Here is a 14,829-nt window from a genome sequence, read left to right as displayed (position 1 = left end):
GAGAGTAAGAGGATGACGAAGCGGAAAGTGTTAATCGTCGAGGACGATCAAGCGATCGCCGAGCTGGAACGGGATTTCCTTGAGGCTCATGGCTATGAGGTGACCCTTCGGGCGGACGGCCGACAAGCGCTGGAAGAAGCGTTGGAGCAAGCGTACGATCTTATTATTCTAGACGTCATGCTGCCGGGTATGGATGGCTTCGACATTCTGCGGCGGGTTCGCGAGACGAAGTTCATTCCGGTGCTGATGGTGTCCGCCCGCAAGGAAGATATCGATAAGATCCGGGGACTCGGCTTAGGCGCGGACGATTACGTAACGAAGCCGTTCAGCCCGTCAGAACTCGTGGCGAGGGTGAAGGCGCATCTTGAACGGTATGACCGATTGACCGGGGCCGCGGCAGGCGCCGGTTCTTCATCTATCCGGAAGATGCGCCAGCTGAACATTCGCGAACTTGCGATTCAGGTCGATGCCAGACGGGTCACGCTGAACGGGCAAGAGATCACGATGACCGCCAAAGAATTCGACCTGATGCTCTTCCTCGCGGAAAATCCGGATCGGGTCCATTCCAAGGAGGAACTTCTGGATAAAGTGTGGGGAATCGATAACTTCGGGGATTCCGCCACGGTCACGGTCCACGTCGGGAAGATCCGCGACAAAATTCAGAAGGACCCGGCGAAGCACCAGTTTATCGAGACGGTATGGGGCGCGGGGTATCGGTTTAAGGTGTGAACGGTTTTCCAACTTTTAATTTATGAATGGAGATTAATATGAATGCACAAAATAAAGCACAAAATGCACTGGAAGACATCAAAGTCAGTTCGAAACTGAAGATTGCTACGCTGTGGGCGAGTTTTATGTTTCTCTATATTTATGTTGATTATTTCGCCTTATATATGCCGGGCAAAATAGAAGGTATTATGGCAGGAAAAATATTTACATTTGACATTTCATATGTCTTTCTATTGATAGCACTGATTTCGGTAACAATTCCAGCTCTTATGATATTCCTTTCTGTTGCCCTGCCGGCAAAAGTAAGTCGCTGGGCAAATATCATTATTGCCGCGGTGTATATTCCCTATACTTTGTTTAATTTGGCAGGAGAGGCTTGGGTGCACATGGTGTTTGGCGCTGTTGTAGAAGTCTCTCTTCTTTGTCTAATTATCTGGTATGCATGGAAATGGCCTTCTTCGTTGGCCAAATAGAAATAATAATAGCGGGACTAAGGGGCCACTGAAAAAGTTCAAAAGTACGAAAATATGCAGGCTGTCGAGATTGTTTCGGCAGTCTTTTTTAATTGTTCCCCAGTTGTTCCGCCAATCCGACTAGAAGTCCTTCCGTTCCACGAATGTAGCAGAGCCGATACGAATTCTCGTACTGAACGATTTCGCCAACGAGCTGAGCACCATGATTCGTAAGTCTGGATACCATCTCGTCAATGTCTTCTACGGTGAACATGACGCGTAGATAACCGAGGGCGTTTACAGGGGCAGTCCGGTGATCTGATATCATAGGCGGGGTGAGAAATCGTGAAAGTTCAAGTCGGCTGTGGCCATCCGGGGTAACCATCATAGCAATCTCTACACACTGTGAGCCCAGTCCGGTTACGCGACCAGCCCATTCCCCTTCCACAGTGCCTCGCCCTTCGAGCTTCAAGCCAATCTCCTCGAAGAAAGAAATTGCGTTATCAAGCGATTCTACAACGATGCCGACATTGTCCATTCTTAGTAATTTGTTTTCTGCCATCGATTTTATCTCCTCGTGTGTACAAAGTAAGGTTACCACCGTTTCATTCCGTACGATTCGCTTTACTCCCCCATCGAACTCCCCCGATTCCTAACCTATTATATCCCTAGAAATCGTAAATAAGGAATCAGGAGGTTGGCATCATCGATGAATATCGCATTATGGATCGTTCAAGGACTTGCAGCGCTTGGGTTTGTCTACTCGGGATGGTTAAAGGCAGAATTACATGAAACCGCCCTCCACCGTTAGTGATGGAGGGCGGTTAACCTCAATCAATTCATTTATCCTTCATAGACACCTTCAAATAGAATGTTAGGCATGGATGCGAACTCAGTCGCCGTTGCTTTGACTCTGATCCTGAGGTCCTGCCAGGTTTGGGGAAACGCCCAGTTATTTGTCGGAACGTCCACGTAAGTTGCCCCTTGATCGGTAGAATACTCCATTGCGGTTGTCGAACCGGACAAAATGATGGTTGAATTAGGCCCCCCATAGGTGGTGAAATGCGGGGCAGCGGCGACCGGCATAATGTTGCCGATCACTTCAGGCTCGGATGCCAGTACCGTCGCCGTCGCCGGTATACGAACTTGAACAACTCCCGGGACGAAATTTACGCCTGTTGCCAACGTGCCATAACTGCCTCCGCCAAGGCTGTATTCATAGATGCCGTTAAGACCGCTTACCGATCTATTGGCCACATTATAGGTAACCCCGCTTATCGGCGCAGGGGCTGCCGGAGCGATCGTGCCGATAATTTCGGGCTCCGACGGTAGCACCGAAGCCGTTGCCCGAATGCGGACTTCCACTGCTCCTGCTACAAATGTAACGCCGCTGGTCAAGGTTTGATATGCGCCGCCGCCAAGGCGATATTCATACTGGCTTCCGAGTCCCGTCACGGTTCCCAAGGCGATGTTATACGTGACTCCGCTCGTCGGAGCCGATGACGCGGTCGTTATCGTACCGATCGTCTGTGGCAGCGAGGCTGGCTTCGTGTCTGATGCCGCCACCCGAACCTCCACGATTCCGGCTTCGAATTGGACATTGCTGTCCAAAGTTTGATAGGTACCTCCGTTAATACGATATTCATATAAATCTCCGAGACCGGTCACCGTTCCATTGGCAATGTCATAGGTGACTCCGCTGTTCGGCGCGGCGGCAGGCGATACTTTAGCCGGAACGATTGCCACGTCCGCGGGATCGGAGGCAAAGGCCAATCCACTGATCTTCACTCTGACATGAATATACGTATACGTCCCCGGATCGATATTATCGTACGTCGTACCGTTGGCCGTGAAAGTTTGCGCGGTCATCCAAGCCGCATCGTTTCCAGGCAAAGCAGGCTGGTTATCCATCACGTATTCATAGGTGATTCCATTGTTCAGCCCGGTCAGCTTCGTTCGATCAGGATTCGTTCCTTCGGCCAAGTCGACGACCGGTTGGCCAGCCGCCGCAATGGTACCGATATTCTCAGGCAGCGATGGCAACGATGCGGCAGTTGCCTTCAAGCGCACCTCGACGCTTCCGGCGATAAAAGTGATATTGCTTGTTCGGGTGTCGTATGCGCCTCCGTTAAGGCTGTATTCGTAGATCGAGCCGAGTCCTGTCACCGTACCTTGAACAATGTCATAGGTCACCCCGCTCGTCGGCGCGGCAGGCGTTGCAATCGTACCTAACGTTTGAGGCAGCGATGCCGGCTTCGTTGCCGTAGCTTTTACGCGAACTTCAACCGTTCCTTCAACAAAAGCAACCCCTGTTGCTGCTGTGCTGTACGCGCCGCCGTTAAGGCTGTATTCATAGATCGATCCCAGTCCGGTTACGGTTCCTGCCGCAACGTCATAAGTCACGCCGCTCGTCGGCGCGCTAGCTGCCGACACGTTGGCCGCGACGATCGCCACGTCCGTGACCTCCGAGGCGAATGCCGACGAGGTGACCGCCATTCTGACATGGATGTACTCGCTCGCACCAGGATCGATGTTATCCTTCTCCGTTCCGCTCGCCGTAAAGGTGACTGCCGTGGACCATGCGGCCGCATTCTCTGCCAGCGTAGCATTGGAATCCAGCACGTATTCATAAACGACCCCATTGGTCAAACCGGTCAGCTTCGTCCGGTCGGCCGCCGTTCCCGCGGCTAACGCCACGTTCGGCGCGGCGGGGGTTGCGATCGTTCCTATCGTTTGAGGCAGCGATGCCGGCTTGGTTGCCGTAGCTTTTACGCGAACTTCAATCGTTCCTTCCACAAAAGTAACTCCCGTTGCCGTCGTGCTATACGCGCCGCCATTAAGGCTGTATTCATAGATCGATCCCAGTCCGGTTACGGTTCCTGCCGCAACGTTATAAGTCACGCCGCTCGTCGGCGCGCTAGCTGCCGACACGTTAGACGCAACAATTGATACGTCCTTTACCGCAGATGGAAGATCTGCAGCCGTTGCTTTGGTCCGCACATGGATATAACCATTCATGCTCGGATCGATGTTATCCTGTACCGTTCCGCTTGCCGTGGTAGCGACTGCCGTTGACCATGCGGCCGCATTCCCTGCCAGCGTAGTATTGGAATCCAGCACGTATTCATAAACGACCCCATTGGTCAACCCGGTCAGCTTCGTCCGGTCGGCCGCCGTTCCTGCGGCCAACGCCACGTTCGGCGCGGCAGGGATTGCGATCGTCCCTATCGTTTGAGGCAGCGATGCCGGTTTGGTTGCCGTGGCTTTTACGCGAACTTCAACCGTTCCTTCAACAAAAGCAATCCCTGTTACCGTCGTGCTATAAGCACCGCCGCCCAGACTGTATTCATAGATCGATCCCAGTCCGGTTACGGTACCGGCCGCAACGTTGTAAGTAACACCGCTCGTCGGCGCGCTCGCTGCCGATACGTTGGCCGCGACGATCGCGATGTCCTTCACTGCAGATGGAAGATCTGCAGCCGTTGCTTTTGTCCGCACATGGATATAACCATTCACGCTCGGATCGATGTTATCCTGTACCGTTCCGCTTGCCATGAAAGTGACTGCCGTTGACCATGCGGCCGCATTCTCTGCCAGAGTCGCATTGGAGTCCAGCACATATTCATACATGACTCCTGCGGTCAATCCGGTCAGCTTTGTCCGGTCCGCTGATGTCCCTGCGGCCAACGCCACGTTCGGCGCGGCGGGGGTTGCGATCGTTCCTATCGTTTGAGGCAGCGATGCCGGCTTCGTTGCCGTGGCTTTTACGCGAACTTCAACCGTTCCTTCAACAAAAGCAATCCCTGTTACCGTCGTGCTATACGCGCCTCCGTTAAGGCTGTATTCATAGATTGATCCCAATCCGGTTACGGTTCCTGCCGCCACATCGTAAGTCACGCCGCTCGTTGGCGCGCTAGCTGCCGACACGTTGGCCGCGACGATCGCCACGTCCGTGACCTCCGAGGCGAATGCCGACGAGGTGACCGCCATTCTGACATGGATGTACTCGCTCGCACCCGGATCGATGTTATCCTGTTCCGTTCCGCTCGCCGTAAAGGTGACTGCCGTGGACCATGCGGCCGCATTCCCTGCCAGTGTAGCATTGGAATCCAGCACGTATTCATAAACGACCCCATTGGTCAAACCGGTCAGCTTCGTCCGGTCGGCCGCCGTTCCCGCGGCTAACGCCACGTTCGGCGCGGCAGGCGTTGCGATCGTCCCTATCGTTTGAGGCAACGATGCCGGCTTGGTTGCCGTAGCTTTTATGCGAACTTCAATCGTTCCTTCCACAAACGTAACTCCCGTTGCCGTCGTGCTATACGCGCCGCCGTTAAGGCTGTATTCATAGATTGATCCCAATCCGGTTACGGTTCCTGCCGCAACGTTATAAGTCACACCGCTTGTCGGCGCGCTCGCTGCCGACACGTTAGACGCAACAATTGATACGTCCTTTACCGTAGATGGAAGATCTGCAACCGTTGCTTTTGTCCGCACATGGATATAACCATTCATGCTCGGATCGATGTTATCCTTTACCGTTCCGCTTGCCGTGAAAGCGACTGCCGTTGACCATGCGGCCGCATCCCCTGCCAGCGTAGCATTGGAATCCAGCACGTATTCATAAACGACCCCATTGGTCAAACCGGTCAGCTTCGTCCGGTCAGCCGCCGTTCCCGCGGCTAACGCCACGTTCGGCGCGGCGGGAGTTGCGATCGTCCCTATCATTTGAGGCAGCGATGCCGGTTTGGTTGCCGTAGCTTTTATGCGAACTTCAACCGTTCCTTCAACAAAAGCAATCCCTGTTACCGTCGTGCTATACGCGCCTCCGTTAAGGCTATATTCATAGATCGATCCCAGTCCGGTTACGGTTCCTGCCGCAACGTCATAAGTCACGGTGCTCGTCGGCGCGCTCGCTGCCGATACGTTGGCCGCGACGATCGCGATGTCCCTCACTGCAGATGGAAGATTTTCAGACGTTGTTTTCACTCGTACATGGATATGAGTGTTCGTCCCCGGATCGATGTTATCCTGTTCCGTTCCGCTCGCCGTAAAAGTGACTGCCGTTGACCATGCGGCCCCATCCCCTGCCAGCGTAGCATTGGAGCCCAGCACATATTCATACATGACTCCTGCGGTCAAACCGGTCAGCTTCGTCCGGTCAGCCGCCGTTCCCGCTGCTAACGTCACGTTCGGCGCGGCAGGCGTTGCGATCGTCCCTATCGTTTGAGGCAACGATGCCGGTTTCGTTATCGTAGCTTTTACGCGAACTTCAACCGTTCCTTCAACAAAAGCAATCCCTGTGTCCGTCGTACTGTACGCGCCGCCGTTAAGGCTGTATTCGTAGATCGATCCCAGTCCGGTTACGGTACCTGCCGCCACATCGTAAGTCACGGTGCTTGTCGGCGCGCTCGCTGCCGACACGTTGGCCGCGACGATCGCCACGTCCGTGACCTCCGAGGCGAATGCCAAAGATGAAATTGCCGTTCTCACGTGAATATGAGTGTTCGTCCCCGGATCGATGTTATCCTGTTCCGTTCCGCTTGCCATGAAAGTGACTGCCGTGGACCATGCGGCCCCATCCCCTGCCAGAGTCGCATTGGAGTCCAGCACATATTCATACATGACTCCTGCGGTCAAACCGGTCAGCTTCGTCCTGTCAGCCGCCGTTCCCGCGGCCAACGCCACGTTCGGCGCGGCAGGCGTTGCGATAGTCCCTATCGTTTGAGGCAACGATGCCGGCTTGGTTGCCGTTGCTTTTACGCGAACTTCAACCGTGCCTTCCACAAACGTAACTCCCGTTGCCATCGTGCTATACGCGCCGCCGTTAAGGCTGTATTCATAGATTGATCCTAATCCGTTTACGGTTCCGGCCGCAACGTCATAAGTCACACCGCTCGTCGGCGCGCTCGCTGCCGACACATTGGCCGCGACGATCGCCACGTCCGTGACCTCCGAGGCGAATGCAGATGAGGTGACCGCCGTTCTGACATGGATGTACTCGCTCGCGCCCGGATCGATGTTATCCTGTTCCGTTCCGCTCGCCGTAAAAGCGACTGCCGTGGACCATGCCGCCGCATCCCCTGCCAGCGTAGCATTGGAATCCAGCACGTACTCATAGACAGTCCCATCGACCAACCCGGTCAGCTTCGTCCGGTCAGCCGCCGTTCCCGCGGCCAATGCGACGTTCGGCGCGGCAGGCGTTGCGATCGTCCCTATCGTTTGAGGCAGCGATGCCGGTTTGGTTGCCGTGGCTCTGACTCGAACCTGTACCGTTCCTTCCACAAACGTAACTCCCGTTGCCGTCGTGCTATACGCGCCCCCGTTAAGGCTATATTCATAGATCGATCCCAATCCGGTTACGGTACCGGCCGCAACGTTGTAAGTAACACCGCTCGTCGGCGCGCTCGCTGCCGACACGTTAGCCGCGTTGATTGCCACGTCCTTAACTGCCGAAGCGGGAATCGCAGCCGTTGCTTTGGTCCGCACATGGATATAAGCGTTCATCCCCTGATCGATGTTATCCTTCTCCGTTCCGCTCGCCGTAAAAGCGACTGCCGTTGACCATGCCGCCGCATTCCCTGTCAGGACTGCATTGGAATCCAACACGTATTCATAATCGACTCCCGTGGTCAATCCGGTAAGTTTCGTCCGATCCGCCAAAGTGCCCGCTGCCAAGCTTACGTTCGGCGCGTTTGGTATGAATGGACCCGCAGGGCCGCCACCGCCACCTCCGCCTCCGCCTCCGCCGCCGCTTACGGAAGGCTGAGCCGTTATCTTCACGTTATCTTTCTGATTTCCGTCCACTGCATCCGGCTTCTTCTCGAACGATGAGCCGCCTGCATGATCATTAATCGTCGCCCTCTCGATCTTGCCGAGTCCTAGCATGTTCGTTACCGCATCGAGAACGAGCCACACGATCTTCGCATCCGCTTTAACGTCAATGATCGTATCCGCGCTGCCTTTACCCACGTGCAGCTTTTCGATCGTGCCTTGCGGAATATCGACTTTAACCGATTGCGCCATCATATCGACCGAATTGAAGTTTCCTAATAGCGTGACAACAGAGCCTTGGGGAAGCTCCGCTGATAATTGCACGTCGGCGAATGCAGAGCCTGTTGCCCCGTTTTCTTCTACTTTCGCCGACGATTTCAGGATGACGGTTTGCACGGTCGTGGAGCCTTCCGCTACGATTCTCACTGTACCGTCCTTCTTGTTCACTTCTACCGTAACCAATACGGAATCGACGAAATGAACGGAATTTGCTCCCCCTCCATTTACGATCGTTTTCCCTAAAACTTTAACGCCTTTGATCGTCACGTCGCCGTTGCCGATCCCTTGTCCCAAAATCAAATCGCCTTCGACGACAAGATTCCGCAAGGTAACGCCTGCGACGGAAACCGTAACGTTGCCGCGAACGACGCTCGTACCGGAGTCCGGGCCGTAAGTGCCCGCTTGATCATAGCTGACATTTTCGCCCGAAGAAGCATTTCCTTTCGCCGCTTTAAGCGCATTGTCGATCGCGACGACCGTTTCCGCTCGCGTAATCGATGCCCTTGGCTTAAACGTGCCGTCGGCATACCCATTCATGATCTTCTTGTCCGAAATCGCGCCCACGGCGCCTTTGCTCCAAGCGGCAATTGAACCCGAATCCGCAAACTTGGACGCATTCCCGCTCGTCATATCGAGCTTGATAAGATTAGCCAGCATAACAGCCGACTCCTCGCGGCTTACTTTCTTGCCCGCCCGGATCGTGCCGTCGGCGTATCCTTTGATATAACCTGCTTTGACTGCTTTCGCGATCTGATCGTATACCCAGTCCGTCTTCTTCAGATCGGCGAACTGAACGGAGGCCTGCTCCGTAAACCCGAACGCCCGGTTGATCAGCGAGACGAATTCTCCCCTCGTCACCTCGCCGTTCGGTTTCACGGTTCCATCTGAATACCCGCTCAGCCACCCCTTTGAAAGCCATTCACGCAAAGTGGCTTCCGCCCACGAACCCTCGATATCCGACGTCTTCGGCGCCGCCGATGCCGCGCCTAACGAGGATGCTAACATGCATGCGATAAGTACGAGGCTTAAGAAAATCTTCTTCGTTTTCATTTCGAGCTTAGTCCTCCTTGTCCAACTTAAATAGAATGTCGAATACGGTCGTTTATCAGTATAGAGTCCTCCGGTAAAATAGCGGTAAACTGGATAAACAAGTTTTAGACGGACCTCCTGACAAAAAAAATAGAGCCGAGTTCGGCTCGGCTCTAACCATGTCAACAATCCGATTTTATCCAATAACTATGGTGGTGATCCCGTCTTAAGGTAATTTTCCTAACATATATTTCGAGAGATTTTCAAGAATGTTTTGATCTTTAATTTTTTTAAAATCTTCATTTTTACTGTATACACCTATAATAAATAATCCTATAAATATATTAATATATACATCTTTTAAATCAAACGTAAATAGACCATGTAATAGTATGTAATCCAAACTTCCATCCCATAACACCTTATCAATTAATGAACATGTCGCGCCAGCAAAAATAAAAGAGAACATTACATGAATTAAATTAGCTTCAATCGTTATAGACTTATTTATAAATCGATACATCAAATATAATAGACTAATTACTACAACAACTAATGCGATATGGAGACTCTTCCCAACTCCTAATTGAAGCATGGAGTTAAACCAAGAATAATCCTTATTGAACATTGGATCGAAATACAAAAAAGGAGGAATAATAGATACGCTTTTATCAAGGAATTTACTATTGATGATCATTTTAATACCTTGCTCTATAGCAATTAAAACCAAAGTTAAAATCCACGTCATTCTTTTGTTCATGTTTCGTTTCACCCCCCCCACCTCGATTCACACATCTCGCTTTCGGTATACAGTAGCAGCAATGATGATTGCGGCAAGTGTCCAAACACCCACAAGGATGCCGCCTTGCACTGGGGTGAGCGAACTTGCATGATCGGGCTGCGGAAACCCCATCACTACTCCTGCCGTATCCGGAAGATACTTTGCGAAATCTGCTTGCTCCCGTATAAGCGGACCCGCTATGAAGTAATAGCCGAACATGATAGCGAGCGCAGGAAGCATCCTGCGCAGAACAACTCCGATTGCCGCACTGATCAGTGCAGTCAACGTGAGGTATGCGCTTACTCCCAGCATGGCGGACACGAGATTTCCCCACACAATAGGAGCACTGGCATCTCCGAAAAGAATTTGGGTTAGCAGAACTCCAGAAGATGATACAACGAATGTAGCAGGGATGAGCACGACTGTCAGGGCGAATATCGCCGCGAAAATTTGGATGCCTCGCCGCGGCATTGCCGTCAGTGTTGTGCGAATCTGACCGCCGTTATATTCGGAGCATACAGTCAGTATACCAAAGATCATAAGTCCCGCTTGCGAATAGTTGATAGAAGCCAACCCGATCTCTAGTGTGCTCTGTATGGAGGTTAAATCCTGCAATCCGGCAAATGAGAAAGCGTAAGCCAGAATAAGATTGACGATAAAAGTACCGCCGAGGGTGAACCATGTAATCGGCAGCGAATATAACTTTGACAGTTCCGCCTTTATCGCCCGACACATTTCTTGGCCATACGTCCGGGATATCAACGTACTCATATATCCCTCCGACAAAAGGTAATCGTACCAAGGGTCAACAATGCTGTCACCCAAGCCGCCATGACTACACCGCCCCCAAGCGGTGTGAGTGTGCTCCCGGCATCTTTGATTTCATGAAACATGCGAATTCCGGCCATATCCGGCAGATAGTTCGCCAAAGGCGTGACGCGGGTCAGCAAATAAGTCACGGACACGACGGATGTATTCAAAATCAAAACGGCCAGCGGCAGGGCGGCGTGCCGTGTAAGGATTGTAATTCCTAAGGCCATAAGCGCGGTAAGCACCCAATAGCATACAACGCCTATAAGCCGGGAAATATCGGTAATCCCAAGCGCAGGAGCATGCTCCACAAGGATGATCTGAACCACAATCATTGTGAGAATGATCGCAATGATGGCGAGAATGGCGCTAACCGTTGCAACGGCAGTCGCTTTCGACAGCAGAAAACGAATTCGTGATGGGTTGGCGGTCAAACTGGTGGTCATCTGGCGTCCGCCGCCGGATTCTGCACTCTCGGTGAAGTACTCACTACTGATTGCTATAACGCCAACAATAATAACACCCATAACACCGAACCCCAACTCTTCAAAACCGATAGGGTATTCGACCGCTGTTTGAACGCCTTTTGTGACTTCGGAAAGCTCCTGATAGGAGCGGATTACGGCGATTACTGGCGCAACAAGTATACTAACCGCAACTGCGATCCATATGGTGGGTAAGGAGAGAAGCTTTGAAAACTCTGCGGCAAGCGCTTTTTTCATGAGATGTCCCTCGTGGTAAAAGCGAAGAAGGCATCTTCTAATGTCTTATGGGAACCAACGATCTCGGTAATCGTACCGCTCGCCACAATGTGCCCCTTATTAAGAATAACAATGTCATCTACTGTTTCGGCGGTTTCCCCCATTAGATGACTCGATAATAATACGGTGCGCCCTGATGCCGCGCGTTCACGGAGAAACGTCCTGATCCAACGGATCCCCTCGGGGTCAAGCCCATTCGTAGGTTCGTCCAATATCAAAATCTCCGGATCGCCAAGCAGCGCCGCAGCCAAGCCTAGTCGCCGCGCCATGCCAAGAGAGTAACTGCCTACCCTCTTCGAGGCATCATGCGCGAGCCCTACAATTTCGAGGACTTCATTGACCCGGGAACGAGGAAGCCCTGCGGACCTAACAATCCAGTTCAAATGAGCTCGCCCTGTTCGCAACCGATGCGCTCCCGATCCGTCAAATACGGCGCCAACGGTCGTCAGCGGATCGGAAAGCTGGGCGTATGGCACGCCATTGATCAGCGCAGTGCCTGATGTGGCTCGGTCAAGTCCCAATAGGATTCGTAGAGTAGAACTTTTCCCTGCGCCATTGGGACCGAGGAACCCGGTCACGCGACCGGGCTTAGCTTTAAAGCTAATGCCGTTTAGGATCTTGTGCGATCCACGGCGCTTTGTTAACTGTTCGATAGTGAGCAAGCATAACACCTTCCTTGTCTTTGTTATGCTTCACATCCTATCGAGCCAAGTCTAAGATCAGGGAAGGTAATTTCTAAGTTTGGTCTAATTTTTTCCGACCCACACGGTCGTCCCCTCCGCATCGGAACTAAAATGGACCTGTAGTCCCATTTCATTTAGCATGTACTTTGAAATCGTGAGTCCCATGCCAGCGCCGCGATTGGCAGACAGGGCATCCATCCCCGGTCCACGATCTTGAATGATGAACCGCACTTGCCCGATATCCACAGCAATACCGATAAATCTTCCATCGACCGCATGGCGAAGGACATTTTGAAACAGGTTGCCAAGCACGCGCGTCATCCATTGCGGATCGATTTCCCATGAGAAGGTCGCATCGAACGGCAAGTCCGCGTCTATAAGGAAGCCTGCGTTCTCGAATGCCGGATACCACGATGCAACAGATGTTCTTAGGAATCGAACCATATCGGTAGGCGCGGGATGGTATGGGTATTTACCCGACGTAAGCAATGTATAGGATAAAAGATCATCCATTAGTTCGCTAATATGCGTGATCGTGTGATCAATCGCTGTTAGCGAGGCCTCCCCTTCCCGGCTGAGAGGTTCCCTTTGCAATCTGGAGGCGTGCCCGCGAAGAGCGGTCAGCGGCGTCCTTAAATCATGGGACAGATTGGCAATCAGTTGCTTTCTAAGCGATTCTTCTTCTTGCTCCCGCAGGTGGCTATCGCGGAGCTTCCGAATCATTTGATTAAACGAAGCCCCCAACTGATCCACTTCATTCATTCCAGAAGCACGTTCCGGGATCGGTTCTGGAATCCAGGAACCATCCCCGGGAACAGTCATCGCCTTTTGCAGGCGGATGAGCCGCTGCCGAAGGCGATAAAAAAACACCCCTGAAACGGAAATAAAGATGGTAATGATGAGGCCGATCAAACCGAATATGCTGCGTGTCGTATTCATACTCGGGTCAGAAGACGGATTCACGCCAGCTACCATCATAAGGATCATTACAGGAAGCAAAACAAGGCCCAGGAAATGGACCACTAAGTACCGTCGAAAAAATGAGCGTTGTTTCATATTTTCACCCGATATCCGATACCGCGTACTGTCTGAATGATTTCCGGCGCATTAGAATCTTGTTCCAGTTTCTCGCGAAGATGGCGAATATGGACCGACAGAGTTTTGTCTCCATTGATGTATGATTCTCCCCAGACAGCCATCCATATTTGCTCTTGCGTAAGAATCTGATTCGGATGGCGCAGGAAACACTCAAGAATTTGGTATTCCTTTCCGGTTAGGTTAACTTCTTCTCCAGTACGCTCGATGATCACCATGCGTCCAGATAGGTCAACAAGGATGTGCTGTCCAAGCTTTATATGATCCGGGAGTCCCACTCCACTGCGGCGGAGCAGCACTTCTATTCTGGCAGCTAGCTCATCGAGGTGAAAAGGCTTGGTGACATAATCGTCGGCAAACTGCAGCCCTTGCAGCTTATCATCGATAGCCGCTCGGGCGGATAGCAGCAAAATGGGCACCTCAGGCGCTGCTTTCTTCAATCGCTGGCCGACCGAAAAACCGTCCAGTCCAGGCAGCATGATATCGAGAATAACCACATGGCTTCCCTGTATTTCGTTTTCCGCATTTTCACCGGATAACAGCCAACGAACTGCATATCCCCGCTTTTCAAGTTCCTCCTGAACCCAGCGTCCGATTTCTTGATTGTCTTCAATATACAGAACACGTTTTGTTTTCATGACACCACTTCCCTTGCTTTTCTTCTCGAAAGGGATTTTTCAGAATGGTAAAATGGTCAAATCCTGAAATGGGGAATATGTTTCCAGACTATCATTCCCCCGTCCATTTAAGCAACACACAGCACTTCACATGACTTGAGTGTCGGTCACTGAATTTAACGGCACCCACCCCCATAACAAAAAAACCTCAGAGAGAGTCTCTGAAGCGTTATTACTTGCAAAACATATTTATGTCATCTAAAGCTGAATGAGCATGTCCTCTAACAAACTTACTCTTATCATTCAATGCATCATTAATATGTGGAATAATTAGGTCCTTATTAACGGTTCTGTGTATTCTCGCAATATGACCAAAACTTAGAATTGCTATTCCTCTTATATTTTCGTTTTTATGCTGACTGTATCGGACCATCAGGTCTTGTACAAACTCTCCATCATCCGCATTTAGTGCTAGGGAAAGCAAGCCTCTTACTATTGTGTCAGGGTTATCGGAATTAATTTGGTTTATAATTTCTTGATTTTTCTCTATGTTATTACTGCAACGTTCTGTACTTTCGTGAACAATATCATCTAGTACCTTTTCGAAAAAACCAATTTCCTTCCATATTTGTTGAATAGATTCATTATTTGCGGTTCTAAGTTTTTCAAATGCGTTAATTAAACTTTTCTTTGTTTGAATTTCTTTATCCGTCTGCTTTAGGATGCTTCGTCTATCTCTATACATGATGTAGTGTTTTTTAAAGTTCTCCCGTGCTTCTGTAAGTGAGTAATGAGTAATCTTGATTTGGACTTCTCCCAACC

At 51.4% G+C, this 14,829-nt stretch carries 11 protein-coding genes; 2 read left to right on the top strand and 9 right to left on the bottom strand.

Going from position 1 to position 14,829, the window contains the following annotated elements; translation table 11 throughout:
- Nucleotides 1-12: 12 nt before the first annotated feature.
- Both ACFPOF_RS18295 and ACFPOF_RS18290 read left to right on the top strand, forming a co-directional pair.
- A complete protein-coding gene (locus ACFPOF_RS18295; RefSeq protein ID WP_378135216.1) occupies nucleotides 13-729 on the top strand; it encodes a response regulator transcription factor in 717 nt (238 codons plus the stop codon).
- Nucleotides 730-767: 38 nt separating this feature from the next.
- Nucleotides 768-1,202, top strand: coding sequence for a DUF6326 family protein (locus tag ACFPOF_RS18290; protein WP_378135214.1), 435 nt, complete (start codon nucleotides 768-770; stop codon nucleotides 1,200-1,202).
- Nucleotides 1,203-1,290: 88 nt separating this feature from the next.
- Here ACFPOF_RS18290 and ACFPOF_RS18285 read toward each other — a convergent pair whose 3' ends face one another.
- The 9 genes from ACFPOF_RS18285 to ACFPOF_RS18245 all read right to left on the bottom strand — a co-directional run bounded on the left by ACFPOF_RS18285 (nucleotide 1,291) and on the right by ACFPOF_RS18245 (nucleotide 14,827).
- Nucleotides 1,291-1,743 carry a VOC family protein gene (locus ACFPOF_RS18285; RefSeq protein WP_378135212.1) on the bottom strand — a complete coding sequence of 151 codons (453 nt, stop codon included), beginning with the start codon at nucleotides 1,741-1,743 and terminating at the stop codon, nucleotides 1,291-1,293.
- 281 nt (nucleotides 1,744-2,024) lie between these two features.
- Nucleotides 2,025-9,281 (bottom strand): S-layer homology domain-containing protein, encoded by a 7,257-nt coding sequence (locus tag ACFPOF_RS18280; RefSeq protein ID WP_378135210.1) that lies wholly within the window; start codon nucleotides 9,279-9,281, stop codon nucleotides 2,025-2,027.
- 205 nt (nucleotides 9,282-9,486) lie between these two features.
- A complete protein-coding gene (locus ACFPOF_RS18275) occupies nucleotides 9,487-10,020 on the bottom strand; it encodes a signal peptidase II (protein WP_378135208.1) in 534 nt (177 codons plus the stop codon).
- Nucleotides 10,021-10,047: 27 nt separating this feature from the next.
- A complete protein-coding gene (locus ACFPOF_RS18270; RefSeq protein WP_378135206.1) occupies nucleotides 10,048-10,812 on the bottom strand; it encodes an ABC transporter permease in 765 nt (254 codons plus the stop codon).
- Complete coding sequence (locus ACFPOF_RS18265) at nucleotides 10,809-11,573, bottom strand: ABC transporter permease (RefSeq protein WP_378135203.1); 765 nt, start codon at nucleotides 11,571-11,573, stop codon at nucleotides 10,809-10,811. The genes ACFPOF_RS18270 and ACFPOF_RS18265 overlap by 4 nt, the downstream gene beginning before the upstream one ends.
- A complete protein-coding gene (locus tag ACFPOF_RS18260) occupies nucleotides 11,570-12,274 on the bottom strand; it encodes an ABC transporter ATP-binding protein (protein ID WP_378135201.1) in 705 nt (234 codons plus the stop codon). The genes ACFPOF_RS18265 and ACFPOF_RS18260 overlap by 4 nt, the downstream gene beginning before the upstream one ends.
- A gap of 84 nt (nucleotides 12,275-12,358) precedes the next feature.
- Nucleotides 12,359-13,258 (bottom strand): sensor histidine kinase, encoded by a 900-nt coding sequence (locus tag ACFPOF_RS18255; protein ID WP_378135199.1) that lies wholly within the window; start codon nucleotides 13,256-13,258, stop codon nucleotides 12,359-12,361.
- A gap of 89 nt (nucleotides 13,259-13,347) precedes the next feature.
- A complete protein-coding gene (locus ACFPOF_RS18250) occupies nucleotides 13,348-14,028 on the bottom strand; it encodes a response regulator transcription factor (protein ID WP_378135197.1) in 681 nt (226 codons plus the stop codon).
- A 211-nt stretch (nucleotides 14,029-14,239) separates the two neighbouring features.
- Complete coding sequence (locus ACFPOF_RS18245) at nucleotides 14,240-14,827, bottom strand: hypothetical protein (RefSeq protein ID WP_378135195.1); 588 nt, start codon at nucleotides 14,825-14,827, stop codon at nucleotides 14,240-14,242.
- Nucleotides 14,828-14,829: the final 2 nt, after the last annotated feature.

Origin of the sequence: Cohnella soli, from assembly GCF_042655525.1 — a bacterium.
Taxonomy (GTDB): Bacteria; Bacillota; Bacilli; order Paenibacillales; family Paenibacillaceae; genus Cohnella; species Cohnella soli.
This window is presented reverse-complemented; position numbering and strand designations above follow the sequence as displayed.

Excerpts from the sequence above, each read along its gene's own strand:
- ACFPOF_RS18265 (WP_378135203.1), bottom strand. The coding sequence starts at position 11,573 with ATGAAAAAAGCGCTTGCCGCAGAGTTTTCAAAGCTTCTCTCCTTACCC.
- ACFPOF_RS18280 (WP_378135210.1), bottom strand. The coding sequence starts at position 9,281 with ATGAAAACGAAGAAGATTTTCTTAAGCCTCGTACTTATCGCATGCATG.
- ACFPOF_RS18285 (WP_378135212.1), bottom strand. The coding sequence starts at position 1,743 with ATGGCAGAAAACAAATTACTAAGAATGGACAATGTCGGCATCGTTGTA.
- ACFPOF_RS18270 (WP_378135206.1), bottom strand. The coding sequence starts at position 10,812 with ATGAGTACGTTGATATCCCGGACGTATGGCCAAGAAATGTGTCGGGCG.
- ACFPOF_RS18290 (WP_378135214.1), top strand. The coding sequence starts at position 768 with ATGAATGCACAAAATAAAGCACAAAATGCACTGGAAGACATCAAAGTC.
- ACFPOF_RS18250 (WP_378135197.1), bottom strand. The coding sequence starts at position 14,028 with ATGAAAACAAAACGTGTTCTGTATATTGAAGACAATCAAGAAATCGGA.
- ACFPOF_RS18275 (WP_378135208.1), bottom strand. The coding sequence starts at position 10,020 with ATGAACAAAAGAATGACGTGGATTTTAACTTTGGTTTTAATTGCTATA.
- ACFPOF_RS18295 (WP_378135216.1), top strand. The coding sequence starts at position 13 with ATGACGAAGCGGAAAGTGTTAATCGTCGAGGACGATCAAGCGATCGCC.